Origin of the sequence: Paraburkholderia sp. EG286B (assembly GCF_040965655.1) — a bacterium.
Lineage (GTDB): Bacteria > Pseudomonadota > Gammaproteobacteria > Burkholderiales > Burkholderiaceae > Paraburkholderia.
Genome location: NZ_JBFRCF010000009.1, coordinates 66417 through 92942 on the forward strand (window position 1 = coordinate 66417; position 26526 = coordinate 92942).

The 26526-nt window shown below is 62.8% G+C and carries 18 protein-coding genes; 10 read left to right on the forward strand and 8 right to left on the reverse strand.

Going from position 1 to position 26526, the window contains the following annotated elements; all coding sequences use genetic code 11:
• Positions 1-97 precede the first annotated feature (97 nt).
• The 4 genes from AB4Y42_RS20580 to AB4Y42_RS20595 all read left to right on the forward strand — a co-directional run bounded on the left by AB4Y42_RS20580 (position 98) and on the right by AB4Y42_RS20595 (position 4602).
• Complete coding sequence (locus tag AB4Y42_RS20580; RefSeq protein WP_368695163.1) at positions 98-2050, forward strand: FUSC family protein; 1953 nt, start codon at positions 98-100, stop codon at positions 2048-2050.
• A complete protein-coding gene (locus tag AB4Y42_RS20585; RefSeq protein WP_368695164.1) occupies positions 2047-3534 on the forward strand; it encodes an MdtP family multidrug efflux transporter outer membrane subunit in 1488 nt (495 codons plus the stop codon). Before AB4Y42_RS20580 ends, AB4Y42_RS20585 begins: the two co-directional genes overlap by 4 nt.
• Positions 3531-4079 (forward strand): MarR family winged helix-turn-helix transcriptional regulator, encoded by a 549-nt coding sequence (locus tag AB4Y42_RS20590; RefSeq protein ID WP_368695165.1) that lies wholly within the window; start codon positions 3531-3533, stop codon positions 4077-4079. Before AB4Y42_RS20585 ends, AB4Y42_RS20590 begins: the two co-directional genes overlap by 4 nt.
• 205 nt (positions 4080-4284) lie before the next feature.
• Complete coding sequence (locus AB4Y42_RS20595; protein ID WP_368695166.1) at positions 4285-4602, forward strand: DUF4148 domain-containing protein; 318 nt, start codon at positions 4285-4287, stop codon at positions 4600-4602.
• A gap of 1086 nt (positions 4603-5688) precedes the next feature.
• Here AB4Y42_RS20595 and AB4Y42_RS20600 read toward each other — a convergent pair.
• The 3 genes from AB4Y42_RS20600 to AB4Y42_RS20610 form a co-directional block, all read right to left on the reverse strand.
• Positions 5689-6864: a porin gene (locus tag AB4Y42_RS20600; RefSeq protein WP_368695167.1), complete on the reverse strand. Its 1176-nt coding sequence runs from the start codon at positions 6862-6864 to the stop codon at positions 5689-5691.
• Positions 6865-7387: 523 nt separating this feature from the next.
• Positions 7388-8998: an APC family permease gene (locus AB4Y42_RS20605; RefSeq protein WP_368692069.1), complete on the reverse strand. Its 1611-nt coding sequence runs from the start codon at positions 8996-8998 to the stop codon at positions 7388-7390.
• Positions 8999-9130: 132 nt separating this feature from the next.
• Positions 9131-9487 carry a hypothetical protein gene (locus AB4Y42_RS20610; RefSeq protein WP_368695168.1) on the reverse strand — a complete coding sequence of 119 codons (357 nt, stop codon included), beginning with the start codon at positions 9485-9487 and terminating at the stop codon, positions 9131-9133.
• A gap of 147 nt (positions 9488-9634) precedes the next feature.
• Here AB4Y42_RS20610 and AB4Y42_RS20615 point away from each other — a divergent pair, with 147 nt between their 5' ends.
• Positions 9635-10627: an FUSC family protein gene (locus AB4Y42_RS20615; protein ID WP_368695169.1), complete on the forward strand. Its 993-nt coding sequence runs from the start codon at positions 9635-9637 to the stop codon at positions 10625-10627.
• Positions 10628-10992: 365 nt separating this feature from the next.
• Here AB4Y42_RS20615 and AB4Y42_RS20620 read toward each other — a convergent pair whose 3' ends face one another.
• Genes AB4Y42_RS20620 through AB4Y42_RS20630 form a run of 3 tightly spaced genes read right to left on the reverse strand, consistent with a single transcriptional unit; the run spans position 10993 to position 16948 of the window.
• Positions 10993-12516, reverse strand: coding sequence for an efflux transporter outer membrane subunit (locus tag AB4Y42_RS20620; protein WP_368695170.1), 1524 nt, complete (start codon positions 12514-12516; stop codon positions 10993-10995).
• Positions 12513-13793 carry an efflux RND transporter periplasmic adaptor subunit gene (locus tag AB4Y42_RS20625; RefSeq protein ID WP_368695171.1) on the reverse strand — a complete coding sequence of 427 codons (1281 nt, stop codon included), beginning with the start codon at positions 13791-13793 and terminating at the stop codon, positions 12513-12515. The genes AB4Y42_RS20620 and AB4Y42_RS20625 overlap by 4 nt, the downstream gene beginning before the upstream one ends.
• The gene (locus AB4Y42_RS20630) at positions 13790-16948 is read right to left on the reverse strand and encodes an efflux RND transporter permease subunit (RefSeq protein ID WP_368695172.1); all 3159 of its coding nucleotides are present in this window, start codon (positions 16946-16948) and stop codon (positions 13790-13792) included. The genes AB4Y42_RS20625 and AB4Y42_RS20630 overlap by 4 nt, the downstream gene beginning before the upstream one ends.
• A 628-nt stretch (positions 16949-17576) precedes the next feature.
• Between AB4Y42_RS20630 and AB4Y42_RS20635 the strand changes: the two genes are divergently transcribed.
• From AB4Y42_RS20635 to AB4Y42_RS20655, 5 genes are all read left to right on the forward strand, one after another.
• On the forward strand, positions 17577-19106 hold the full coding sequence (locus AB4Y42_RS20635; RefSeq protein ID WP_368695173.1) for an NAD-dependent malic enzyme: 1530 nt from the start codon (positions 17577-17579) through the stop codon (positions 19104-19106).
• A 73-nt stretch (positions 19107-19179) separates the two neighbouring features.
• Positions 19180-20505, forward strand: coding sequence for an NAD(P)/FAD-dependent oxidoreductase (locus tag AB4Y42_RS20640; protein ID WP_368695174.1), 1326 nt, complete (start codon positions 19180-19182; stop codon positions 20503-20505).
• A 73-nt stretch (positions 20506-20578) separates the two neighbouring features.
• Entirely contained in the window at positions 20579-21523 is a 945-nt protein-coding gene (locus AB4Y42_RS20645) for an AEC family transporter (RefSeq protein WP_368692055.1), read from the forward strand.
• Between the two features lie 286 nt (positions 21524-21809).
• Positions 21810-22562 carry a response regulator gene (locus AB4Y42_RS20650; protein ID WP_368695175.1) on the forward strand — a complete coding sequence of 251 codons (753 nt, stop codon included), beginning with the start codon at positions 21810-21812 and terminating at the stop codon, positions 22560-22562.
• Positions 22563-22815: 253 nt separating this feature from the next.
• Positions 22816-25194 (forward strand): PAS domain S-box protein, encoded by a 2379-nt coding sequence (locus tag AB4Y42_RS20655; protein WP_368695176.1) that lies wholly within the window; start codon positions 22816-22818, stop codon positions 25192-25194.
• 51 nt (positions 25195-25245) lie between these two features.
• On the opposite strand, the gene AB4Y42_RS20660 is transcribed toward AB4Y42_RS20655, so the two are convergent.
• Both AB4Y42_RS20660 and tatC read right to left on the reverse strand, forming a co-directional pair.
• The gene (locus tag AB4Y42_RS20660) at positions 25246-25662 is read right to left on the reverse strand and encodes a response regulator (protein ID WP_368692058.1); all 417 of its coding nucleotides are present in this window, start codon (positions 25660-25662) and stop codon (positions 25246-25248) included.
• A 32-nt stretch (positions 25663-25694) separates the two neighbouring features.
• The gene (gene tatC / locus AB4Y42_RS20665) at positions 25695-26474 is read right to left on the reverse strand and encodes a twin-arginine translocase subunit TatC (protein WP_368695177.1); all 780 of its coding nucleotides are present in this window, start codon (positions 26472-26474) and stop codon (positions 25695-25697) included.
• Positions 26475-26526: the final 52 nt, after the last annotated feature.

Here is a 26526-nt window from a genome sequence, read left to right on the forward strand (position 1 = left end):
CGCCGCCCGGTCCCCGACAGGTTTCGCGCGACTCGCCCGCTTCCTGGCGGAGGAGGTTCGCGCCTACCCGGGAAGGGCGAACTTGATGCTGCGTTGCATGCTGGCCAGCGCAATCGTGATCACCGTGTCCATGGCGTTGCAGGTGCCGTTTCTCGCGCTCTCTCTCATCGCGGTGTTTTTCGTGACGCAGTCGAATGTGGTGATGACGCGCCTGATCGGCATCCTGTTTATTCTCGGCACGACGCTCGGCATCGGCTGCATGATTGTCGTGCTCAAGCTGACGTACGACTTCCCGCTGCTGCGCATCGTGATTTCGGCGGCCCTGTTCTTCGCAAGCGCTTACCTGATGCGCGTGGCGAAGGTCGGCGCCGCGTTCATGCTGGTCGGCATCGTCGTCATCTACGTACAGTCGTTCGTCGATTTGACCGACCAGGCCGAGGCGCTGGTTCGCGTCTCACTATGGGTGTGGGTCGCCAACACCTACGCCATTGCCGTCACGCTCGTGATCAACACCCTGTTCCTGCCCGCGGAGCCCGCGCGCCAGCTCGAAGACGCGATGCTAGGTCAAATTGAGGCGGTCGACGGGCTCCTCGCAGCGCTCGAACGCGGCGACACTTCGGTGGCCCGCCCCAACGCGGGCCGCGTCCAGAACGCCGCGCTCACGCTGCAGAAACTGCTGCGCTTTTCGACGATGCGCGATCCGGAGTTCAGGCGCCGACCGGCCTTTCACCTGGCCCGTGTGGCGACCGTCTCGCGACTGTTCACAGCGGCGGCGCATCTGGACGGCAGCGCCGGGAATGCCGGAGCCGGAATCGTCCCCGCGCTGCGCGACGGTTGCGCGCGTCTCGCGGAGTCCATCCGCACGGGCGAGCGCTTCGTATTCGCCGGCGCGGCGCCCGTTTCCCGCGCCGCGCCCCTGCCCGGCGCGCTGTTCGAAATCGGCAATGCCCTGCGGGCCTTCGCCGACCGCAGCGCAGCGCCGGAGCCGGCCGAGTCGCCCGCGGAGAAAGAGCGGATGCTCGTGCAAGACGCCTTTTCCAATCCCGTGTATGCGCAATTCGCACTGAAGACGTTGTTTGCGGCATTGCTGGGCTACCTCTTTTACCGCGCCACGGACTGGCAGGGCATTCACACCGTCATGCTGACGGCGCTGATCGTGGCGCAGCCGAGCCTGGGCGCGACGGGCCGGCGCGCGATATTGCGTATTGCGGGAGCCGCCGCGGGCAGCCTGCTCGCGCTCGCCATGGTGATCTGGGTGGTACCGAACATCGACGGGCTGACCGGCTTGCTGCTAATCTCACTGCCCGTGATCGCGCTCGGCGCGTGGCTGGCTGCCGGATCGGAGCACATCAGCTATGCGGGCACCCAGCTCATGTTCACGTTTGCACTCGCCCTGCTCGAGCAGTTCGGGCCGACCACCGATCTCACAGAAATCCGCGACCGCATGCTCGGCATTCTGCTGGGTGTGGCCATCTCCGCAGTCATCCACGCGTCGCTGTGGCCCGAGGCGGAAGGCGAGGCGCTGCGCCAGCGTGTCGCGCGCCTGCTGCGCCGCATCGCGGCGCGCCTGCGGCAACCGCAAGACGCGATTCCCGCCCTGCTGTGGGCCGAACACGCCGATTGCGAGGCAATGGCGGCCCGTGTCGCGCTGGAACCCGGCTGGCAGCCGGGCGAAGCGCAACACGAGATGTTCCAGCTACACATGCAGGCAGTGCTCGCGCAGACCCGCGAGATCCTGCTGGCAAGCGACGCATTCGAAGCAGAGTGGCGCGCGCTGCCCATACAGACACCAGGCGGCCTGGGTACCCCGACGCAGTTCGGCGAAACGAGTGCCGCCTCGCTGGAAGGCTACGCAGACGACCTGACTGCCCGGCCTGGATCGGTACGCGCGCCCGCGCTCGTCGTTCCCGCGCCGATCGCCGAACCGCACAGCGCCGATGAGCGCATCGTCGCAGGCGCCGCAAAACTGGCCGCGCAGATTTCGACGCTGCCCCACTGGGGCGTGGCTTCGTCAGACCGCGCCTTCACTACCCACGCATCGCAAGCATGACCGTATCCTCTGTTTCCGTTGTGTCCCGCTGTCTGCGCTGGGGCGCAAGCGCCGCCGTGGCCTGCGCCTTGTCCGCTTGCGCATTGGTCCACGAAGCCAGCAAAGCCCCGGCGCCTGTCGCCGCGGAGCAGATCCGTCTCGCCAGCGACATCCAGCTCGCGCACGGGGACTGGCCCGCCGGTCCATGGTGGAGAGCGTACGCGGACCCGCAGCTGGACGCTCTCATCGAGCGCGCGTTGGCTTCCTCGCCGTCGATCCTGATCGCGCGCACGCGCGTCGCTCAGGCGAAGTCGGACATCGATCTGGTACGGGCGGGCACCAATCTCCAGATCGCGGCGCTAGGAGCCATAGATCGCCAGCACGTGTCGTCCAACGGGTTCCTCGGCGCGTACTCGGGCGACCAGCCGCTAATTGGCGCCACGGGGCCGTGGTACACGGAAGGCATTGTCGGCCTCGGCGCCAGCCTGAGCGTCGACATCTGGGGCAAGCAGCGCGCCCAGGTGCAAGCCGCGATGGGCGTGAGCAACGCGCGGCGCGCCGAACTGGTGGCCGTGGAACTCGAACTGTCCACCGATGTGGCGCAACTTTATTACGGTATCCAGACGACATCCCGGCTCGTCGACCTGCTCGACCAGCTACAGGACGAGGCGGCGTTTTCTGTCGACGCTCACGCCGCCCGCGCAGCACGCGGCCTCGAGCCCAAAACGCAGACTGAACTCGCTCGTGCGCATCTGCTGGCGACGCAGCGTCAGATCGTGGCGGCTCAGGCCCGGATCATGCAGTTGCGCGAATCGCTGCGCGCGCTGCTCGGCGCGGGGCCAGACGATCTCCCGCAGATTCGGCCCATGCCGTTGCCCCTGCCGCAGGCCAGCTTGCCGCCTACCCTGTCGTACGAGCTGCTGGCTCGCCGCCCGGATCTCCAGGCCATGCGCTGGTACGTGCAGTCCTCGTTCGACCGCATCGACGCCGCCAGGGCAGCGTTCTACCCGAGCTTCGACATCAAGGCTTTCTTTGGCGTGAATGCGCTGCATCTCTCCGACCTGTTCACGCATGCGAGCCAGCAGATCAACCTGATCCCGGGGCTGTATCTGCCGATCTTCGAGGGCGGCCGCCTCAATGCAAACCTTGATGCCGCGCGCAATGCGCGCAATGCGCTGATCGAGCAGTACAACCAGTCCGTGCTCGATGCGGTACGCGACGTGGCTGTGACGGGCAACAGGCTGCAGGACCTCGAAGAGGAGACGAACCTGCAGACGCAGAAGATCGAGGCGGTATCGTTCGCCGAAGCGAGCGCGCAGGCGCAGTACCAAAGCGGCGTTGCGAGCCGCCTCGCGGTCACAGACGCGCGCCAGGCGGTCGTGCTTGAGCGCATCGCCTTGCTCGATATCGACGCGCAGCGGCTGAGCCAGAACATCGCGCTCACGAAGTCGCTTGGCGGTGGCTACAACGCCAAGGCGGATGCCCTTCTGGCTGATCACCCATGACGACGATCCTGCGGACTGCTTTCGGTACGCCCCTGACCGGGGCGATGCCGCAAACCCTGGCTGCCGCACAAGTGCACCCGGATTGCGGCGATGCCCTCATGCTGGTGTTCCGGGTACACAGGAGCCTCAGTCGTGCGCTCACCGATGACCTCCAGCACGCACTTGGCGTTTCATTTTCGCATGCGCGCGCCATGCTCTGTCTAGCCGGCTCTCGCCCTGTCAGCTGCACGGAACTGGCCCGGCGCCTCGACTGGGACGGCAGCCATATCTCCCGCCTGGTTCCCGTGCTGGAAAGGAAGAATCTGATCACGAGCCATCGGTGCGCAGACGACCGCCGTACGGTGCGGCTTTCGCTGACCAGCGCGGGCGCCGCGCTCGCGGATCGTGTGCCTGCCGTCTTGCGCGACAGTGAGGAAAGATTCCTTAGCGGAATCGACGAGCGTGAACGCGAACTGTTACGAAGCCTGCTGCTTCGAGTTGCTTGCCACGGCGAAAACGCGGTATGCGATCGGGCAGATGGCGCGTCCAATGCTCTGGATAACTGAGTGACACCATTTTGGTTTCGGCAGCGGGCATCAGGCCGACGGGCAGAACGCAAATGGAATACCTCGGGGACATGACTCTGTTTGATTCCGGAATAATGCTATCTGCAGTTGACGGTTAACCAGAACTCACTCTTCAGCTTAGACTTTTATGGGGCGCCGACGCATTGCTTGGCCGCCCACGAAAACCAATGGGATTGAGTTAACCATGAAATTGCTGATTCAGATCGTTGCCGTCGCACTTGCTCTCGTCGCACCGCTTACCTCGTTCGCCCAGTCGAATGGCCAGATCACCCGTGCGCAAGTTCGCGCCGAGTTGGTCCAGCTTGAAAAAGCCGGCTACAACCCAGCCCGTGGCGAAGACCCCAACTATCCGGCAGACATTCAGGCCGCAGAAGCCAAGGTTGCCGCAACGAACGGTAATTCGAGCGGTTATGGCGGAGCCACGAACGCTTCGTCGGATGCGGGTTCGCCGCACGACGTTCGGCTTTCGTCGTACTCTGCTCAGATTTACGAATACCACTAAGTTCAAGCCAAGCGCTGCACTGTGCGGGTGCGCGGACGGCTACCGTTATCCCATGCCGTTCAACGTCGACTTGAAGTCGTAATAGTGAGGAAAGCGAGTAGACGCCCTTTGCGGTGCCTACGTGGTGTCTGGCCCGGGGCAGCCAGCTTTCCGCCAACTGCGTTAAGCGTCCCCCCGGGGGAATATCGTGATTTTCGGCCTGCTTCTTTCGAAACCCATACTCGAAAGTCACTGCGTCAATGCCTCATGACGGCCGTCTGCGTCCCTTCGGGCTGCCGGGCAATGCGCATGAAAAAACGGCGAGCACTTCCTGTATTACTGCCTCGCTCATTTCCTGGGGCACGCTCATTATGGAGAACTGCACGCCGTCGCACAGGCTTACCAGGGCGAGAGCGAGGGCGTCCACCTGCAGGGGAAATGGGCTGCCGTCGCACCGCGAAACAGCGCCGGATGTACGTGCTGACCTGATCCCGCTTTCCATGCCTGCAGGCGCTAATGTGTTTTTGAAATGTGGCGTCTCTGCGCGCGAGTAGCCTGGTCTCGATCCAAAGTGCGAAGCAGTCGTGATCTCGGAGATATTGGCTGTAATGAGCGATAGCGCGCGCCCTCAACTACCCGCGTGCCACCCTCTTCTTCGACGAATCTCTCGGGCGGCCGAAAGCAGGCGCTCCCGCGTCTACTCTCTCCTCTGTGCTTGCGTCAGGCGTTCGCGTTTCACGGCATAACGTATTGGTTCGATCGCTATCTGCGGTGTCACCGCTTGGGGGTGCGTGTCAGATGACGGGCTTCGCAACGACTCTTTCGACATGGATTTAAAAATCTCGCACCCGCCTCGACGGTTCGCGCAAACTATTTGCCACTCTGGATTACTGCGACCACGGCACATTGAGTTTGCCGACGCAAACACAATGTGCCCACTAACGATAGGCCACCAGATCTTTGGTGGCCGTTACTCAGTATCCCAAACAAGATGATCGGCTCAAGACCGCCGGGAATGTACGAGGTCCGCAAAGGAAGTATACGTCCACGCAATTGCGCCGGCCAGTCTCGCTGACGCGGGGAACGCCCGGAGGCGTACATGAAATTCTAGAACATCTTGCGAAGCCCCATTGCGACGCCCAGTTGGTTCGTGCGGCCAATCGTGTTGGTCGGAACGTTGGCTGAATCGACCGCGCCCGGATAGTCAGCAGCAAAGGCACCGCTGCCGCGCGCCCAGTCGGTAATCGCATAGATTTCCGTTTGCTTCGAGAATGAGTACTCGGCGAGAATACTGGCTGACTGGTTCACACCCCTTCCGAGGTTACCATCGAGCAGAAGCGCATTGCGTGTCTTGCCGTAGTAGTACGCAAACGTGAACAGCAGCGGAGCGGTAGCTTGCCAGTTGGCACCGACATAATAGGTGTCGTCGATCCGGTTAGGGCTGTAACCATGCAATGTCGGCGCGCCACCTTGCTGCATGTTGTAGTCGGTCAATCCAGTCTGGTCCTGCCCATGCAGCCATCCTGCGAGCAGGCGGACATCGTGGTTGACTTGATACGCGCCACTGATGTGGAAGAAATTCGTCTTACCGCCATTGATTACGCTGCCGGTATTGTTGCCAACCGATGAGCCGGTTGCAGACGTCGGCACGGAGACCTGCTGGAAGCCGGCGTTCAGCATGGCGGGGCCATACGTGTACGTTAATTCCACGGCATAGGTCGCGCCGAGACCCACTGCGCCTGGCTGGTTTCCGAAGCCGTAAATGGCATCGATCGCCAGGTTGTTGAAGGTGCCCCTATACTTGACCGAGTTGTTGACTTCCAGATAACTGCCGATACCGTTGTACATCCAGCTGTTTTGCCAGTAGTTGCCAACCGTCAACGGGTCGAAGACATCGCCCAGGGTATCGTAAGCGGGCGCGTATTGCTTACCAAAGGTCAGCGCGCCCCACCTGTTGCTGGACAGCCCCACGTAGGCCTGCCGGCTGAACAGCGTGTTAGCCTCGTGGAGCTGTCCATTAAATGCTTCGAATCCGTTTTCCAGGCGGAAGACGGCGGAGAGGCCATCCCCCAAGTCTTCGGAGCCCCTCAAGCCCCAACGGCTGTGAGTTTCCGGGCCCGAGGTCATGGAGACCTGATCACCACCGCCCGGGGCCGCATTCGTTTGATACCGAATAGCGTTGTCGACCAACCCGTAGAGCGTGACTGAACTCTGTGCGAATACCGATGACGCTGCAACAGTGAAAAGTGCGCCTACAGCACCGGAAATTGCGACTTTCTTCATTTTCGTCCTGACCATGATTAATTACTTTTCGACTCGATCAACGCTTCACCGAGACAGAACGGGTAAACCGTCATCGGGAGAATAGTTCGCCGTAATTTTTCCGGGCAACTTTCTTTAAGCGCTGTTGTATGTTTTCCATGCATCGCGTATGGACGTTGCAGCTCAATCCTCGGCCCGACAAGGCTGTTTTCAATTAATAGCGTTTCTGGAAATGTCTGATCCAATTAGACGCTTGATCCCCGAAGGACTCGAATTGCCCTGTCAGTCGGATATATCGAGAGTCCAAAAGCTTTCCAGACTAGCGGGGCGCCCTCCTGTAAAGCGAGGATGGCGGATTGAGGTCGCCATGACAGGCCCGAAATCCGTCCGCGGACTCCGCAGCCATGAGAGTGATATTCCCGCGATGCACCAGTGAACGAGGCGGCAGCGAACGAGAGCACCTTGTTTCAGGATGCTGCTCTCCTTCGCTTACCAATACCGCCACTGCAACCGCTTTTCTCTTTAACTGATCTCCTGGCGACGCTTAACCAGACACGCGATCCGCAATATTTGCGGAAGCGTCCACGTCGCCATGGTGTTCGCGCTCGTCGAGGTATTCGGTACGATAACCCGCACTCACACCCCAGTAGTAGAAGACTAGCGCACAGGCAATCACGACCAGCATGTCCCATCCGTAGGGCAGTACGCCGAGACCGCCGAAATCCTTGCTGCCGATCAGCGACAGAACCGCCATTGCCGGCAGATAGGCTATCAGCCACCACGCCGCTTTCAGATCGCGGCCCCATCCGCTAAAGCCCGACTTGGCCTGAAAATAGAAGTACACGGGCAGTGCGACGACCATTAGCAGGATGATTTCCCCAGTCAGCGGCCACTTCGCCCAATAGAGAACGAGCGATGCACAGACGAATGCGAATGGTGCGATCACATTCATGAACGGTAAGCGCAGCGGACGAGCCAGATCCCTGGCCGCACGGCGCAGCGCCATCAGGCTGATCGGGCCCGTGAGAAAGGAGACGACTGTCGCGACGGAGATCACCGCGGACAGGGTCCCCCAGCCGCGGAAAAAGAACAGGAAAATGAACGAGACGAACAAATTGAACCACATGGCCTGCCGCGGCACGCCGTAGAACGGGTGCACGTTTCCGAACATCTTTGGCATCGTGTGATTGCGCTCCATTGCGTATATCATGCGCGTCGTTGTCGCCATGTAGGTCGTACCGGTGCCGCTCGGACTGACGAATGCATCGACGTACAGCAGGACTGCCAACCAGTTCAGATTCAGCGCGATCGCCAGTTCCGCGAACGGCGACGCGAAGTCGAAGTGATTCCAGCCTTTCGCGACATCGGAGGGGTTGACGGCGCCGATATAGGCGACTTGCAGCAACACGTAGATGACCAGTGCGAGCAGGATCGAGCCGATCACGGCGAATGGCACGCTCTTCGCCGGATTGCGCGCTTCACCCGCCAGGTTGATCGGGCTCTGGAAACCATTGAAGCTGAATACAATGCCGCTCGTAGCGACCGCCGTGAACACCGCTGGCCATCCGAACGGTGCGAAACTGCCAATCGTGCCGAAGTTTGCCTTGTGAAAGCCCGTCAGCATCAAGCCGAGGATCGTTGCACCCGGCACGAGAAATTTGAAGATCGTGATCGCTGAATTGGCTCGCGCGAACACCCTTACGCCCCAATAGTTCAGCATGAAGTAGATGACGACGAGCAGCGCCGAGAGAAAGATACCGGTTGACGTCAGCGATCCGTCTACGAGTAATCGGTGCGCCCACTCGTAGGGCCAGGTGCTCATATACTGGATCGAAGCTTCGGCCTCGACCGGAATCACCGACACCATTGCGATCCAGTTGGCCCACGCGCTGACGAAGCCGACGAGCGCGCCATGCGAATAGCGGGCGTAGCGCACCGTGCCGCCGGACTCGGGGAACATCGCGCCAAGTTCCGCGTACGTCAACGCAATGGCCAGGATCACCACGGCGCCGATGAGCCAGGCACAGATAGCCGCCGGACCCGCGATTTTCGCGGCCTTCCATGCACCAAACAGCCAGCCCGAACCGATGATCGAGCCTAAACCAGTGAGCATCAGTGCGATTGGCCCGATGTTCCGTCGAATAGAACTTTTCACTTCTTTTCCTAGTATCACAGATCCCCGACAGGAGAATCCACACAAAAGCGGTGAGACTAAGCAGCCAAAAAACTGGCATTAACCCCACGTTCCGAATAAGTTTCTTTCGGATCAGGCTATATACCGATTCCATTACATGCGAGACCGTTTCAATTGAAATTGATCCAGCCGGAAACTGAAACTCTCGAGTAATCGCCGCTTGCTGAAATACACCCATCGACTGCAGTCGAGACGCAACGAATCCGCGACACGCCCACGCACGGCATGCATGGGCTGATTGATCGCCGTTGCGGCGCCGCCTTCGACGGTCGGCACGCCCAATGCCGACATTCCTTTCAGTCTTACGGCGGTATATGTCAAAGGCGCAGGCAGGCATCCGGATCGAGGGGGCGCGGCAGAGACAAGCTCGCAATCCAGGAACGTGGGCGCGCGAAGCAGCGCAAAACGCAGCTTCACGATCATGCTCCCGGTGTAATTCTCGACCGTCATTTCGGGGCCCGCCGCGCGCGGTCAGTCACGTCTGGCACGCGGCAGGGTACCGATTCCGTTTGCAAGGTACCGTTGCGGCGACCGGTTCAACGGACGCCTGGCGGCACTCCCATCGCTATAGAAATTCGTCGGGAAATGCTGAGTCGCTTGATTAACTGGAATATGTTGTTGCGCGCAGCCGCGTTGCTCGCGCCGATCTTCATCGTCGAACGGGTGACGGGCGACGCCGAATGGTTGAGCGTACCGGTCATCACCGTGTCTGCGTTTGTGGCGGTAGAGCGCGGACGTCTCGCGCCGCTTGGTGCCGTGCTCTACGCGCTCGCGATTGGCGTGGCCTTCGTCGCAGTGACCGCCTCTTATGGCACGCCCGCCGCGTATATCGGCGTTTCGGTGGTGCTTGCGGCCGCATGCGCGAGCTTGCTCGCCGGCGGCAGCGAGATGCGTTGGACCGGTTTTTTTGCCTTTATTCCAGTCATGTACTTCGGCTGCGAAACGGCGCGCGAGGCGCATGGCCATGCGTATCTGAACGCCGGCATAGAGGCCATGCCCTATGCGCTGGCCGCAACGCTGCCCGTCATTGTTGCCTCGATCGTCAGCTACGCCATGCAGCGTGAACCCCGCTCAGAGCACGGCTGGTTGGCGCTACGGCTGATCAGCGAGCCGCCTTCACCGGGGCGGCGTGAGGCGATCGTTGCCGGGGTGCTCGGGGTGGGATTGGCGTCGGCCTTGGTGGCATGGCATCCGATGCCCTATCAGGAGTGGTTCGTCTGGTCGGCCTTCAGCGTTGTGACAGGCGATTGGAAATCGGCGCGCTCAAAGTGGCGTGACCGATTGGCGGGGACCATTGTCGGTGTGCCGGCCGGCGTGCTGGTGGCGATGCTTTTGCCGCATAGCCACCCGCTTGCCAATGCGGTGGAGATTGCGATCGCGCTGGAACTCGTTGCTTTCCATCGGTACGTGGTTGCGTTCGGCGTGCGGTGTGCGATGCATGCGGCCGCGATCGTCATTTCAGGCCACGCCTGGTTCTGCGCGGATGCACGCCTCATTGACGTAGTGCTCGGCAGCACCATCGGGATCGCGTTCGTGTTCGTCGCGCGTCAGGGGGCGCGTTCTCTGCGGCGCAACACCCCAGGGGTGTGACGTCGCCGCGCGTTGGCCAACAGTGAAATTGCTTCTCGATATACGTCGCTGCTAGCCGTTTGTTGAACGGCGTCGCGCTGAAGAACTTCGATCGCTGGCTGTCGCTCACATATGTCGCGACGCTCGCGACGAACCCGGCGTTGTCACTGCCTTGTCGTCTTGCAACGCTTCCTCTTCCGCCGTTTGAAGCGAACGTGATCAATTCCATTGACGGCAAGCGCCGTCGTATCTCGTCGTGCTTAACTGCACCGTCGTCGATAGCGCTTGCTACACGTTTCACCTTGCGCGCGAGTATTCGCGTCCGGTTCGAACGCTTGCGCTGGCGGACCCCGGCGGACGGAAGGCGCCTCCCCCCGGGGGTGAACTTAACGAGGCGTCGGAGTTTGGGAGGCCTCGCCCGCCGACGAACGCAGCGCGAGCGGCGAAAACGGGACGGTCTCCTGCGGCGTCGGCAGCGCCGCCGCCGTCCAGCCGCCCCCCAACGCGCCGACCAGGTCGACCGCCGCCTGCAGCCGCCTTGCATGCACCTTCGCCGCCGACAACTCCGCGTTGAGCGCCGCGACCTGCGCCACGGTCACGTTCAGATAGTTGTCGAGGCCGCTCGTGTATAGCTCCATCGCGATCGTCTGGACCTTCAACGCCGCGGTGACCGCGTCGCGTTGTTGTCCGTACTCCGTCGCGAGCTTGTCAGTGAGCGCGAGTTCATCTTCGACCTGCCGGAATGCATCCAGCACGGTCGCACGATAGTTGTCGGCCGCCTGGTGCACGGTGGACCAGCTTTGCTGAAGCTCTGCCCGACGCGAGCCGCCCTCGAACAGCGGCAACATCGCCGAAGCGCCTACCGACCACAGACTTTCCGGCAGCGCCGCGAGTGCAAGCCCGTTGTCCTCGAAGCCGAAGCTGGCGGCCAGATCGATATTGGGGTAGAACGCGGCACGCGCCACGCCCACCGCTGCATTGGCCGCAGACATCCTGCGCTCCGCCGCCGCGATGTCCGGGCGCCGTTGCAGCAGTGCAGAGGGCACGCCAACCGGAACGACCGGCGTGCTCAGATGCGCAAGCCCATCGGGCGCCAAGGTGAACGTCGACGGATTGGCGCCCGCCAGCACCGCGATCGCATGCTCGAGCACGGCGCGCTGCGCCTCGATCTCCGTATCGGCGGCCTGCGCGGCGGCCAGCTGGTTGCGCGCCCGCTCAACGTCGAGGCCCGGACTGATCTGCCGGTTGTAGCGCAGCGAAGTGAGCTTGACGGCCTCGTTGTACGACCGGACCGTGTTCGTATAGATCACGTGCTGCTCGTCCAGACCTCGCAGCTTCACGTAGTCGTCCGCCAGTTCCATCTCGAGGCTAAGCCGCGCCGAGGCGACCATGGCCGCGGCAGCCTGGGCGTTGGCCTTCGCATAGTTCGTCCGGTTACGGATCTCGCCCCACAGGTCAGGCTCCCAGGTCGCGGCCGCGCCATATCCCAGTGAAGACTCTTCGAGCGGCGATCCGGAACTGGCACTGTGAAAGAGCGCGTGCTTCGACAAGCCGTTGTCCGTCGCGAACGCCTGCGCGCTCAACTGGGGGAACAGTTGCGAACGGGCCTCGGCCACGACGTCGCGCGCCTGCGTATACGTTTCCTGCTCGGCGCGCAGTGTCGGATTCGAAGCATCCAGCTCGCGTTCCAGGGTGTCGAGTTGCGGGTCCTTGAAAACTTCCCACCAGGGTCCCCGCGAAAGCTGATCGCCGGGCCGCGCGAGCACGAACGGTCCGGTCCCCTGGTAGCTGTCGGGCAGCACCGTTTTGGGCGGGCTGTAGGTCGGCGCGAGACTGCATGCGGCGAGCGGTGCGACGAGCGCCAGCAGTACGCCAGCCCGGCGCAGTGCGATCTTGATTGGAGATTTCATTTTGAATTGTTCCCCGCATTGTCGGCATGCGCTTGCACTGGCGCCTGCGGTTGCCCCTGGGGGGTTCCAGCCGCGTTGCCCGGCCCGATGCCCGGCACGCCGCTCACGATGCGCACCTGCTGACCTTCGAGTATCCCGGCGGACGGACTGACGATCACGCGATCGTCGGGCTTGAGGCCCGACACGACCTGCACGTCCTGACCGAGGTTGAGTCCGAGCTTCACGTTCTGGAGATGGACCCTGTCGTGCGAATCGACGAGCGCGACCTGCATGCCCTGATCGCGGAACAGCAACGCCTGCTCGGGAATGACGAGGACGTTCTTGTCCGAGGGAACCTCGAAGTGCACCGTTGCATAGGTGCCGGGCCACAGCAGATGCTCGGGATTCTGTGCGACCAGTTCGGCCACCACGGTTCTCGTCTGTGGATCGAATGCGTTGGCTGTGGTCACGAGCTGTGCATCGAATACGCGCCCCGGATACTGCGGCACCGTAAACGTGGCGTGGAGCCCCGCGTTCAGCATCGCTGCATAATCCTGGGGTACCGAAACGAAGATGCGCATGGCGTGCACGTCGGCCACCGAATACAGTTCGGCCGCCGCGCCGTGCGAACTGACATCGCCCCCCGCGGGACTCACGTAATTGCCGATGTCGGTATTGCGCGCGGTCACGATGCCGTCGAAGGGCGCTACGATGCGCTCGAACTTCGTCAGCGCGAGGTCGCGCTGCACCTCGTCCTGGGCGGCTTGTACCTGCGCCTTCTTCGCGGCGGCATCGGCCACCTTGATGTCGACATCCTCCTGCGACACGGCTTCGGTACCGGAAAGCGCCTTCCAGCGCGTGGCGGTGACGTCGGCGAGCACGCTGTTCGTCTTCGCGACCGCCAGCTTCGCGAGCGCGGCCTGGTATTGCGCATCGACGGTCGGCGCGTCGATCGCGGCGAGCAACGTGCCGGCCTTCACGAACGCCCCGTAATCCACGTACCACTTGTGCACGTAGCCCGATACCTGCGCATAGATCGGCGCGGTGTACCACGCCTTGACGTTGCCCGGCAGCGTAACCGAACGCGTCGCCGGCCCCGCGGCCGGGGAGGTCACCTGAACGGGGGCAATGGCGTCCTGGTCAGCGACGTTCTGCAGATCTGCCACGTTGTCGTGGCGTTCGACGATCCCGTGGATCACCAGCCCTCCCAGTATCAAGGCGGCGACCGCCGCGATCAGCTTGGGTCGGGTACGGCTCGGAGCCTGGGCCTCCAGCTCTACCTCGCGATGTACGTTCATTGATGAGACTCCGTGGCTTTCTTGTCGTTGCGATGCATGATGGCAAAGACGCAGGGAACAAATAGCAAAGTGGCAAACGTGGCGACCAGCAAGCCGCCGATTACGGCCCTGCCGAGCGGGGCGTTCTGCGAATTGCTGAAGGACATGGGCAGCATGCCGATGATCATTGCGAGCGCCGTCATGATGACCGGACGGATCCGTGCGTAGCCCGCTTCGATCGCGGCCGCGACGGCGTTGCCGTGCGCAGCCAGACGCTCGCGGGCGAACGAGACGACGAGGATCGAGTTGGCGGTAGCGGTGCCCATGCACATGATGGCCCCGGTGAGCGCTGGAACCGAAAGGCGCGTGTGCGTGAGGAACAGACTCCAGACGATGCCGGCAAGCGCGCCGGGCAACGCCGTGATGATGATGAACGGATCGAGCCACGACTGGAAATTGACGACAATCACCAGATACACGAGCAGCACCGAGACGGCCAGGCCGCCAATCAGCTCGAGGTAGGCGCTCATCATCGTCGTTGCCTGGCCGCGCACATGGATGCTCGCGCCATGCGGCAGTTGCGGCGCCAGCTCGTGAATGGCCTGCTGAACGTCGTCGTACACGGCGCCCAGGTCGCGTCGCTGATTGCTGACGTAGATATCCACCACGGGAAGGATGTTGTAATGCGACACCAGCAGCGGCGTGCCCGTCTGGCTGATGTGGCCAAGCGCCCCCAGCAGTTCCATGCGGTTGCCGCTCGGTGCGCCCTTGCCCTGGTCGATCGGGATCGTCTCGAGATCGTTCATCGAGGTGAGCTGGTCCTGGGGCGTCTGCATGTTGACGAGGTGCGAAACGCCGCTCGCCGTGTCGAGCCAGTAAGTCGGCGCGGTCTGGCCGCTGCCCGAGAGCGTCGCGAGCGCATTGTTGGCGACATCGGACTCCGAAAGATTCATGCCCGAAGCAAAGGAGCGGTCGGCGGCAACGAGCAGCGTCGGTTCATTGAAGGCCTGCTGGATGCGCACGTCGGCGGTCCCGGGGATCTTCCTGAAACGGGCTGCGAGCTGTTGTGCATACGCCATGTTGGCCGCTTGCCCCCGGCCCGAAATCTGCACGTCGATGGGCGCGGGCAATCCGAAGTTGAGGATCTTCGCCGTGATATCTCCCGGCAGGAACGAGAATTCGGTGCCAGGGAAGAGCTTTGGCAGTTCGCGACGCAGCTTGAACCGGTAATCGTCCACGGGCGACGCGTCATTCTTTAAGCCGATGTCGATGTCGCAGTCCTGCGGCCCGATGGTGCCGTCTGCGCTGTAGGCTTCATTGATCCCGCTCGCCGGCAGCCCGCAGTTGTCGACCAGGTTGGTCACCTGGCCCGGCAGCATCTGCCGGATCGTCTGGTTCACGAGCACCGCATTGCGGCTTGCGTCTTCAAGGCGCGTGCCGACCGGCGCGCGCATGTGCATCGCGATCTCACCGGACTTGATGCCCGGAAAGAAGTCACGGCCGAGGAATGCGATCAGGCACATCGAGGCGACGGTGCACGCGACGAACACCGGCACAAAGCGCCGCCGATGGTGCACCACGCCCGTGAGGACCACCCGGTATCGCTCTCGGAACCTCGTAAAGCGTCGCTCGAAGCCGCGCTGGAAACGCTTGAAGAAGCCGGGATCGCCGTGGTCGCCGCCGTGACCATGTGCCTGGCCGCGAAGCAGCCACGCAGCCATGGTGGGCACGAGCGTACGCGAGAGGATGAACGAAGCGATCATCGCGTAGATGATGGCTTCCGCAAGCGGCCGGAACAGGTAGCCGGAGATGCCGCCAAGCTGGAACATCGGCAGCCAGACAATGCAGATGCAGAGTGTCGCCACCAGCGTGGGCATCACGATCTGGTTCGCGGCAGCAATGATCCCGGGTTCGAGTTCCGCGCCGGACTCGAGGTGCGAGTCGATGTTCTCGATCATGACGGTGGCATCGTCGACGAGAATCCCCACCGCGAGCGCCAGGCCACCTAGTGTCATCACGTTGATGGTCTGCCCGGTCAGGTGCAGCATGATCACCGAGCAGAGGATCGCAAGCGGAATGGAAGTCGCCACGATGATCGTCGCACGCCAGTTTCCGAGAAACAGAAGCACGGTCATGCCTGTGAGGACTGCGGCCGTCAACATTTCCTGCACGACCTCACGAATCGAGTCGCTCACGAAGCCCGATGCGTCGTTCAGCGGCGTGATCTTCACGCCGGGCGGCAGCGTCCGCTCGATGGCGGGCAGCGCCTTCTTGACGCCGGCCACCACCGCGAGCGTCGAAGCATTGCCGCTCTTCAGGATTTCGATGAGCACCGACTGCTTGCCCTTGACGAGCACGGCGTTCATCTGCGGCGAGGGACCGCGGTGGACATAGGCGACATCATGCAGGTAGACCGTGGCGCCATTGACGGTCTTGATCGGCAGGTTGTTGAACGTCGATACCGCAACCGGCGTGGAGTTGGTCTCCACCATGAAATCGAGCGCGCCGATCTTCTGGTCACCCGCCGGCAGCACGACGTTCTCGTGGCTCAGCGCCGCGGCTACGTCCGCGGCGGAAAGGCCATGCGCGAGCAGCTCCGCCTGATTGAGATCGACCTCCACGTACAGCGGCGCACCGCCATACGGGCTCGGGATCGACGTGCCGGGCACCGACACCAGCGCGGGCCGGATCAGGTTCGATGCCATGTCGTAGACCTGGGCGGCAGTCATGTTCGACGCCGACACCTGCAGATCGAGCACCGGCACGGATGAGGCACTGTACGACAGGACCTGCGGCGGCGTAATGCCCGCGGGCATCTGCTTGAGCACGGTTTGTGAGATCGAGGCCACCTGCGCCTGCGCCGCGTCGATGTCGGTGCCGGGCTGGAAGAAGATCTTCACGACGGCGCGCCCATAGAGCGACTGGCTCTCAATGTGTTCGATATTGTCGACTGTGGCGGTCAGCGCGCGTTCGTAGTAGTACGCCACGCGCCCGGACATGTCTTGCGGCATCAGCCCGGTATAGGTCCACACGACCGCGACAACGGGAATGCGGATGGCAGGAAAGATATCTGTGGGTGTCTTGCTGATTGCCGATAGCCCCCCGAGGATGATGAGTATGCTCATCACCACGAAGGTCAATGGACGGCGCAGCGCAACGAGGACAATGGCGTTCATGAATGGGTGTCCGCAATGTCTGGTTCAGTCAGTTCGAATGTCGAGTGCGATACGGCGAGGCGTTGACCGACGCCGCCGTTCCCAGTTCCGCCGAGAAAGAAAATGAAATTTCACGAGCATTGGGCCTTCCTTGACGATGGGGTGAACGCAGAGTTTTTTCTCCGACGGTTAGCAAATCATTTCAACGCGGCACGTGAGCGGTTTCAGTCGTAACGATTGCGAAAATGTCTCCTGTTTTTGCCACCCGGCTCAGGCGAAGCACAATTCCATCAAATTACTTCGCAATCCTTTGTAACGTCAAAACCGCTTGCCGGACGCGTTTGTTAATCGGTGACTTCAAGCAGATTTCATTTGTAAATCGGGAGATATGGACAACCTGCCTCAGGGGAACAAGAATGAGTCCCGAAAGCAGGCAACCACCAACCGGACAGTGCCTGGGGCGTAACAACCGCGCGCTTGCGGGCGGCTGCCGCCGATGTCATGTGAAAAACTGTGGAGCATGTTATGAGCACGAGTAACACACGGACCGCACGTCAAATCCTTCGAGATCCCCGCAGCAACCGGGGCACGTCCTTTAGCGAAGAGGAGCGCCGCCGCTTTGGGCTCGAGGGGCTGTTGCCCCCCCGCGGTGCTGCCGCTGGACCGGCAAGTCGCGCGAGTCAAGGCCGAAGTCGCAGCACTGGACAACGACCTTCAGAAGTACCTCTTGCTGTCCGATCTGCAGGCCCGCAACGAAACGTTGTTCTATGCGACGGTCATGTCCGATCCCGCACAGTTCATGCCGATCGTCTACACCCCGACCGTGGGCGAGGCGTGTCAGAAGTTCGACCATATCTTTCGTGCGACGCGAGGCGTATACCTCCCCATCACGGCACGCGGCCGTGTCGACGAACTACTCGCCAACTGGACGGTCGAAGACGTTCGCTTCATCGTGGTGACGGATGGCGAGCGCATCCTGGGACTGGGCGACCTGGGCGTCGGCGGCATGGGCATTCCGATCGGGAAGCTCGCGCTCTATACCGCCTGCGCGGGTGTCCCACCGGAAGCCTGCCTGCCGGTCATGCTCGACGTCGGGACGAACAACCAGGCCCTGCTGGACGACCCGCTGTATCTCGGCCTGCGCCGTGAGCGCGTACGCGGCGAAGCATACGACGCCTTCCTGGCGGAATTCGTCGAAGCGGTCCAGGCGCGCTTTCCGAAGTGCTGTATTCAGTGGGAAGATTTTGCGAACTTCAACGCGGTCTCGCTGCTCGCCCGTTACCGGGACCGCATCTGCACATACAACGACGACATTCAAGGCACAGCCGCGATCGCCCTCGCCGGCATCTACGGCGGCCTGCGCATCACCGGCCAGAAGCTCTCGGAACAGCGCTTCCTCTTCCTCGGCGCAGGCGCCGCGGCAACCGGCATCGCGGGGCTGATCACGCAGGCCATGATGCAGGAGGGGCTGTCGCGCGAAGAAGCGCTGCAACGCACGGCGCTGTTCGATGCGAACGGCCTGCTGGTGCGTTCGCGCGACGATCTGGCCGACTTCCAGCGCCCCTTCGCGCTCGACCACTCACCGGTCGACCGCTTCGTCGACGCGATCCGGGCATTGCGCCCGACAGGCATCATCGGCGTGAGCACCGTGCCGCACCTGTTCGACAAGGACGTGATCGAAGCCATGAGCGCGCTCAACGAGCGGCCCATCATCTTCCCCTACTCGAACCCGACCTCGCGTTCCGAATGCACGGCCGAGGAGGCTTATCGCTGGTCCGATGGCCGTGCGATTTTCGCGAGCGGCAGTCCGTTCGCGCCCGTGACGTTCAACGGCCGCACCTTCGTCCCGGGGCAAGGCAACAATGTGTATATCTTCCCCGCACTGGGCATGGCGATCTACGCGACCGAGGCCACCCGCGTGACCGATGAAATGTTCATCGTTGCCGCGCAGGCAGTAGCCGAACAGGTATCCGCCTCCGACCTGGAGAAGGGATTGATCTATCCGCCGCAGCAATCGATTCTCGAAGCTTCGCTGCATGTCGCCACCCGCGTGGCGAACTTCATCCATGACCATGGCTTTGCCCGTGCGCCGCGCCCCGCCGACATGGGCGCTCACATTCGCGCATGCGCATATCGTGCGGATTATCGGAGCATCGCGGACTTCAGCGCCGCCGTATGACCGCGTCTCGAACTGCGCCGCCCGGCGCAGTTCGGCGCACCGAAATCGAACCCACGGAAAGGCAGGTGCCTGAATGCATCGAATCGTAATCGTAGGCGGCGGGGCCGGAGGCCTCGAGCTGGCGACCCGTCTGAGCAACCGCTTCGGCCTGCGCAAGCGTCAAGGCGAGCGCAATGTTTGCGTCACGCTGGTCGACCGCCACCCCGCCCATGTCTGGAAGCCCCTGCTGCACAAGGTGGCAGCGGGCAGCATGAGCCCGGCCTCCCACGAGCTTTCCTATGCCGCCCAGGCTCGCTGGCACGGATTCGATTTCCATCAGGGCGAACTGGTCGGGCTCTCGCGTTCGTCAAAGCAGGTGATGCTCGGCGCCGTGCATGACGATCAGGGTGTCGAGTTGTTGCCGCAGCGCGCACTCGACTACGACACGCTGGTCGTCGCGATCGGCAGCACGACTCAGTACTTCGGTGTGGAGGGCGCGGCCAGTCATGCGATCGCGCTCGACTCGGTCGCCCAGGCCGAGCGCTTTCGCAGGCGCTTCATCGAGGCGTGCAGGCGGGCCGGCGGGGCGCGCGGCAGTGAGAACGGCGCCCTCGCGCCGCGCATGCAGGTAGTCATCGTCGGGGCTGGGGCAACGGGTGTCGAACTGTCGGCGGAGCTGCGCGATGCCGCCTGCGAATTGTCGCAATATGGACTTCACGATCTCGACCCGACGCACGATGTTGGCATCGTCGTTATAGAGGCGGGGCCGCGCATCCTGCCAGCGCTTCCCGAGCGCGTGGCACGCGCAACGGCTGAACGTCTCGGCCAGCTGGGCGTGACGTTGATGGTGGGAGAGTCCGTCGCGCAGGTGCTCCCCGGCTGCGTGCTCACGCGCAGCGGCCAGCGGATACGCGCGGACTTGACGGTCTGGTCCGCCGGCGTGACGGCGCCGCCGGTGCTTTCGCTTCTCGACGGTTTGAACGTCAATCGGCGCGGCCAACTGGTCGTGCGCGACACGCTCCAGTCCGAAACCGACAACGACGTCTTCGCGCTCGGCGACTGCGCAGCCTGCGAATGGCCGGGAAAAAGCGGCGGCGTGCCGCCGCGCGCGCAGGCGGCGCATCAGCAGGCCGCTTTTATGGTCGAAGCGCTCACATGCCGGGTCGAGGGCAAGACGCTGCCACAGTTCAAGTATCGCGACTTTGGGTCTCTGGTTTCGCTGAGCCGGTTCGGCGCGGTCGGAAACCTCGTGGCAGGCAGCGGTGAGGGCATGTATGTCGCCGGCTGGGTTGCGCGCGGCCTGTACGCGTCGCTTGAGCGCATGCACGTCGCGGCGTTGTACGGCATCCGGCGCATGGCGCTCGACACTGTGGCGAACTGGCTGCGCCGGTCGACGAGCCCTCGCATCAAGTTGCATTGAAGCGACGACGCGGCGCCCGGCACGCGGTGCGGCCGCAGTCTCAGCCGGAAGTGAACGTAAAGGTAACCTCAAAGTGGCTTCTGCAGCGCATATCCTTTTGCCCATCTTCGCCCTGATCGCAGCGGGCTTCGTCGCCCGCCGGTTGGGTTGGTTCGGCCCGGCGGCGGCGGCGGAGCTCAACCGGTTCGTCGTTCATCTGGCGTTTCCCGCGTTGCTGTTCTCCGCCATGGCCCGCACGTCGTGGCGCGATCTCGACCAGCCCGCACTGGCCACGACATTTGCCCTGTCATGCGCCGCGGTGTTTGCCGCCGTGCTCGCGTGGCGCATGATCTCGGGCCGCCGCCTGGCCGATGCCAGCATCGACGCCATCGCCGCGTCCTATCCAAACGCAGGCTTTATAGGCTTCCCTCTGTGCCTGCTCGCGTTCGGGCCTGCGAGCCTCACGGCGGCCACCATCGTCAATATCCTGGTCGCAACGGTCCTCTTCGGCGTCACCTGCGTGCTGATGGAGTTCGGCCTGCAAGAGGAGCCAAGCCGCCTCAAGATGGTACTCAAGGTGTTCAAAGGGCTTGCGCGCAACCCGATGATCGTGGCGCCGCTTGCGGGAGCCTTGGTGTCCGGACTGAAGCTGAAAGTCCCTGGCGCGGCCGGTTCGTTCCTGAGCCTGCTTGGCGGCGCCGCAACCCCGGCCGCGCTCGTGGGGCTCGGTATGTTCCTTGCCGAAAAGCGCAGTCCGGCGCGCGGCACGACGCGCGATAGCGTGCTGCTGATGCTCGCGAAGCTGCTGATGCAGCCACTGGTTGCCTGGTGGTTGGCGTTTCGCGTTTTTGCGCTGCCTGCCTCGCTGGGCCAGATCGTCGTGATGCTGGCCGCACTGCCGACCGGCACCGGGCCTTACATGCTGGCCGAGCACTACAAGCGCGATGCATCGCTGACCTCGCGCATCATTCTGCTCTCCACCGCGGTTTCGCTGGTCTCGCTTTCGGTTTTGATGACCTACCTTCATGCCGCACATTGACATTGGTTCGCGCGCCGATGGCAAATCTCGACTCACTGGATTGCATTTGAAATGGGTGACGGATCGCATTGAGCCCCCCCCCCCGCCAATTGCGCGCCCCACGCAATGCCGATAACGTTGCCGGCGGTGTTGATGCTGATTCCGCATAGCCGTTAGAATCTGCGTACGGTCAAATCAGCAGACTGACCTTTTCTTACGCAACGTTGTCCGAACTATCGGCAACCGCGATCGGCAACCGCAAATCGCATGGGCTAACCCGGGCATTTGCTGTCTCAGGCTTTCAGTCATGGTCGACGTCACCTTGCCTCACATCCTAATCGTCGATGACGATCCCGCCATTCGCGACGTCACGACCGAATACCTCGGACAGAATGACTTCCGCGTCTCCGCTGCGGCAAACGGTGGGGAAATGGCGGTCACGCTCAGGGACGGTGCTGTTGATCTGATCATTCTGGATTTGCGCATGCCTGGCGAAGACGGTATGAAAATCGCCAGCCGCATTCGTGAAGAGTCGACGCTCCCCATTTTGATTCTTTCGGGCCGCCAGGAAGAGGCGGACCGCGTGATGGCGCTGGAGCTGGGTGCGGACGACTACATGACCAAGCCGTTCAGTTGCCGCGAGCTGCTGGCGCGTGTTCGCGCCCTTCTGCGCCGGTCGAAGACCGCCCAGGTTGCCACCGGGCGGCAGGCCAATGCGCGAGGCTACCGTTTCGCGGGTTGGGAACTGAACATCAACACACGACGCCTTCTCTCCCCGGCCGGCGAACCGGTGGGCTTGACCAACGGCGAGTTTTCGCTGCTCGCCGCGTTTCTCGCTTCGCCCGGCATGGTCCTGACGCGAGATCAACTGCTCGAATCGAGCCGGCTTTACGACGAGGTCTACGACCGCGCAATCGATGTGCAAATTCTGCGGCTGCGCCGAAAAATCGAGGAAGACCCGTCGAACCCGCGTTACATCAAGACCGAGCGCGGCGCGGGCTACGTCTTTGCCGCGCAGGTGGAAAAACTCGCCGCCCTGGTCGTGTGGGAAAGGCGCTGACCCGCAGCTGGCTGCCTCGCCGCATCCAATACGTTTCACATGCGATACCGGATCGCAGGACTGTTTCAGCCGGAATACACTTCGGCGGACACTGCCCCCTCGACGTCGGATGACTTGCGGGAATACGAGTGGCCACGTTTTGTCTGACCATTGCTAACCGAATACAAAAGCCTCGATGAGGACCGAAAGAAGCAGGCGCCGGTTTGCGTGGCCGCACCGGTACAGGTTATTGGCGGCGGGCGGGTGCCTGCTCGTGGTCCTGTTGTGGATCGGCGCCGTCACGGAAAGCTTTCGATCGCGCCAACTGGTGCTCCAGTCCAACGACAGAGAACTGTCGAGCCTCGCGAGCGCGCTTGCGGAGCAAACCGCCCGCTCCCTGCAGGGCGTCGAATTCATTCTTCGGCGCACTTCCGGCTGGGCGCTCGACGCAAAGATCGCACAGGACTCCCGGGCGGCGGCGGACCGCTTTCTTCGCGAGGAAATCGCCGGCGTCCCCCAAGTCAGGCAGCTCGACATCGTCGATGCGAGTGGCCAGCGGATAGCCACCACCCTTCCCGACAGCCCCGCCGCCAATGTTTCAAAGCGGGCTTACTTCAAGGCCGTCCAGCGCGCATCGGGCAACGCGCTGGTGGTGAGCGAGCCGCTCGTCAGCATAATCGACGGCCGGCCCACGTTTGCGATGGCAACTCGTCTGGAGGACGAACACGGCCGATTCAAGGGCGCCGTGGTCGCGCTGATCGAAGACGGCTACTTCCTCGACTTCTACCGGCAGGTCGATGCAGACGAAGGCACCGGCATCACGCTGCGGCGCGAGGACGGCGCGCCGGTCGTATCGTCCGACAACCGGCAGCGATCGGGCCAGGCCGGCCGGCCGGTACTGTCCGCGCGCAAGCAGGTGCCGGAATTCCAGTTGACAGTCGACATCACTCGCGACGAAGCACTGGCGCTTCACACATGGCGCGTATCTACGATCTACGACTTCATGGGCACCGGTGCGCTTTCGCTTCTCGTCGTCGGGCTCGGCATCGCGCTAATGAGGCGGCTGCAGCAACTCGGACGCTTCACGCGCCGGCTGCAGTCGAGCCAGCGACGCTGGCGGGCCGTGTTCGACAACGCACCGGCGGGCATCATGCTGTTGCGGCCGCGCGGGCGCTACCTCGCCGCCAACCCCGCGTTTCAACGCATGGTCGGTTACTCGTCAACGGAACTCCAGAACCTGACGGCGACCGACATCACCCACCCGGAGGATGTCGAGACCACCCGGCAGCATATCGAGCGGCTGTTGCAAGGCGGCTTGCAAAGCGTCCGCTTCGAAAAGCGCTACCAGCACCGCGACGGATACACCGTCTGGACCGACGTGCGGCTCGCACGCGTGACCGTGTCGGAACAGGCGTCAGGCAAGGATCCCGCACGCGAGGAAGATGTGATCGTGGCGACCGTGGAGGACGTCACACAGCGCCGCGAAGACGAACAGGCGCGCCGTCAGCTCGAAAGCCAGCTGAGGCAATCGCAGAAGCTGGAAGCGCTAGGCACGTTCGCCGGCGGCATTGCCCATGACTTCAACAACATCCTCGGCGCCATCGTCGGCTATGGCGAGCTCGCGCTCCAGGCACTCGCGGACGAGACACCCGAGCAGCGCTATGTCGCGCAGGTGCTCAAGTCGGCGGATCGCGCACGCTCGCTGGTCGAGCGGATTCTCACCTTCAGCCGCAGCGGACTGACGACCCGACAACCCGTACACGTTCAGCCCATTGTTCAAGACTCGATCGAAATGCTGAAGGTGCGCCTTCCCGCCTGCATCCGGCTGGAAGTCGAACTGAACGCACCCAAGGCCCACATCGAAGGCGATCCTGCGCATCTCGACCAGCTGGTGACCAACCTTTGCGTCAATGCGATCCACGCGATGCCGGGCGGCGGGACGCTCAGAGTGGTCCTCGACACGCTCGACCTGGATGCAGCGCGCTCGCTGTCGCACGGCGCCGTGGAAGCGGGGCATTTCGTGCGGCTCGCAGTATCCGATAGCGGCGTAGGCATGGCGCCCGATCTGCTCGAACGCATCTTCAATCCCTTCTTCACGACGCGCAAAGCCGGCGAGGGAACGGGGTTGGGACTGGCGCTCGTCGACGGAATCGTTCGCGAATATGGCGGGGGAATCGACGTCAGTACGATGGTCGGCGCAGGAAGCCAATTCGAGCTTCTGCTTCCGACAATCGATTCGCACACCAGTCAACCACGCGAGGACGAAAAGGCCTGCCCTTACGGTGAAGGGCAGACCATCCTGCTCGTCGACGATGAAGAAGCGCTCGTGCGGATCGGCGAGGAGCGCCTCGCGGAACTGGGCTACGAGCCGGCAGGCTTCGTCTCCAGCGACGCGGCGTGGCAGGCCTTCCGCGCCGATCCTCAGCGCTTCGACGCTGTCGTTACGGACCAGACGATGCCTGGGATAACCGGCGTCGAACTCGCTCGGATGATCCGTTCGCTTCGCGCCGAGATACCCATTATTCTTGTCAGCGGATTCAGCAGCCCCGCCCTGGAAGCGCAGGCGCGCGAGGCAGGCGTCAACGCGCAATTGCGCAAGCCGTTGCGCAGGGCGGAACTGGCGCGCACGCTGAAGCATCTGCTGCCCGACTAGGCGCTCGCGTCGCCGCACGACTGTCTACGGCGCCCCCGGCGCCGCGCCTCGTCACCCAGAGCGATTCGCGCCCCAGCCGGTCAACGCCGCAGCGGCTTGCAGCAACGCTTCGCGCTTGAACGGCTTCGCCAGCGCCCGTTCCACGCCCAACCGGCTGGCAAGCATCGACATGGCGTGAGCCTGTGTCGGGAAATAGCCCGAGATCGCTATGACGGGCACCGAGGGAAAGACAGTCCGAACGAGAGCGATCCGCTCGGGATCCATCGCCTTCGGCTGACTGATATCGACCACCGCAAGATCGACCGGGCCCAGACGGAAATCCGGCACGCTCGCGCCTGTTGACTCCAGCACGTCATAGCCCTCACCGCGGAACGTGAGCGAGAGCAGCGTCCGCATGGACATGTCGTCCTCCATCACCAACACCCTCTTTCGATCTTCCACAATCGATCCTTTACGGTTGTCATGCATTGGCCTCAGTGCGGTATCGACCTGCGTACGCGTCACTGGTCAGCCGATCTCCCAATGCTGCCGAACATCTTTGCTGCCACGATTCCAAGCTCGTAAAGGTGCATGAGCGGGCCGGCAAGGAGCAACTGCGACACGACATCGGGTGGCGTCACGACCGCGGCGACGACGAATGCACCGACGATCATGTAAGGACGCATCTGCTTCAATTTCGCAATGTCCACGAGCGCGCTGCGGACCAGCACAACGATGACCACCGGCACCTCGAAGGCCACGCCGAACGCGATGAACAAGCGAACGGTAAAGCGCAAGTAATGGTCGAGGTCCGTCATCATCTGCGCGCCGAGCGGCGCATTGTAGTGCGCCATGACATGAAGGATCGCGGGAGATACGAGGAAATAGGCAAAGGCCATCCCGGCCAGGAACAGCACATAGCTGCAAACTACGAGCGCCCCGATGAGCTTCCTTTCATGCTTGTAGAGGCCCGGCGCCGCAAACGACCACAGCTCGTGCAACACGACCGGCAACGCGACGACGAATGCAACCATCATCGTTACTTTCATCGGCACAAAGAACGAGCCCGTGACGTCGGTTACGATGAGCTTGCCGTTTTGCGGCAGATTGTCCGCCAGAGGCCGCACCACCAGGCGGAAAATCCCCGGTGCCCAATACACGAGCCCCACGAAAGCCACGAGGACCGCGGCGCCTGCTCTCATCAAACGCCGGCGCAGTTCCACGATGCGAGTCAGATACGGTTGGTCGGTTTGGCCGGCTTGCTCATCGGCTCCGTACGGGAGCTTTTGTGTACTGCTCATCGTGTGTTACCTTTTGCACTGTCGCGCGGTCAGCGGGGAATTCCCATACCGA

Bases quoted from the DNA above. Each gene is read 5' to 3' on its own strand.
- AB4Y42_RS20580 (WP_368695163.1), top strand. From the start codon at position 98: ATGCTGGCCAGCGCAATCGTGATCACCGTGTCCATGGCGTTGCAGGTG.
- AB4Y42_RS20585 (WP_368695164.1), top strand. From the start codon at position 2,047: ATGACCGTATCCTCTGTTTCCGTTGTGTCCCGCTGTCTGCGCTGGGGC.
- AB4Y42_RS20590 (WP_368695165.1), top strand. From the start codon at position 3,531: ATGACGACGATCCTGCGGACTGCTTTCGGTACGCCCCTGACCGGGGCG.
- AB4Y42_RS20595 (WP_368695166.1), top strand. From the start codon at position 4,285: ATGAAATTGCTGATTCAGATCGTTGCCGTCGCACTTGCTCTCGTCGCA.
- AB4Y42_RS20600 (WP_368695167.1), bottom strand. From the start codon at position 6,864: ATGAAGAAAGTCGCAATTTCCGGTGCTGTAGGCGCACTTTTCACTGTT.
- AB4Y42_RS20610 (WP_368695168.1), bottom strand. From the start codon at position 9,487: ATGACGGTCGAGAATTACACCGGGAGCATGATCGTGAAGCTGCGTTTT.
- AB4Y42_RS20620 (WP_368695170.1), bottom strand. From the start codon at position 12,516: ATGAAATCTCCAATCAAGATCGCACTGCGCCGGGCTGGCGTACTGCTG.
- AB4Y42_RS20625 (WP_368695171.1), bottom strand. From the start codon at position 13,793: ATGAACGTACATCGCGAGGTAGAGCTGGAGGCCCAGGCTCCGAGCCGT.
- AB4Y42_RS20630 (WP_368695172.1), bottom strand. From the start codon at position 16,948: ATGAACGCCATTGTCCTCGTTGCGCTGCGCCGTCCATTGACCTTCGTG.
- AB4Y42_RS20640 (WP_368695174.1), top strand. From the start codon at position 19,180: ATGCATCGAATCGTAATCGTAGGCGGCGGGGCCGGAGGCCTCGAGCTG.
- AB4Y42_RS20650 (WP_368695175.1), top strand. From the start codon at position 21,810: ATGGTCGACGTCACCTTGCCTCACATCCTAATCGTCGATGACGATCCC.
- AB4Y42_RS20660 (WP_368692058.1), bottom strand. From the start codon at position 25,662: ATGCATGACAACCGTAAAGGATCGATTGTGGAAGATCGAAAGAGGGTG.
- tatC (WP_368695177.1), bottom strand. From the start codon at position 26,474: ATGAGCAGTACACAAAAGCTCCCGTACGGAGCCGATGAGCAAGCCGGC.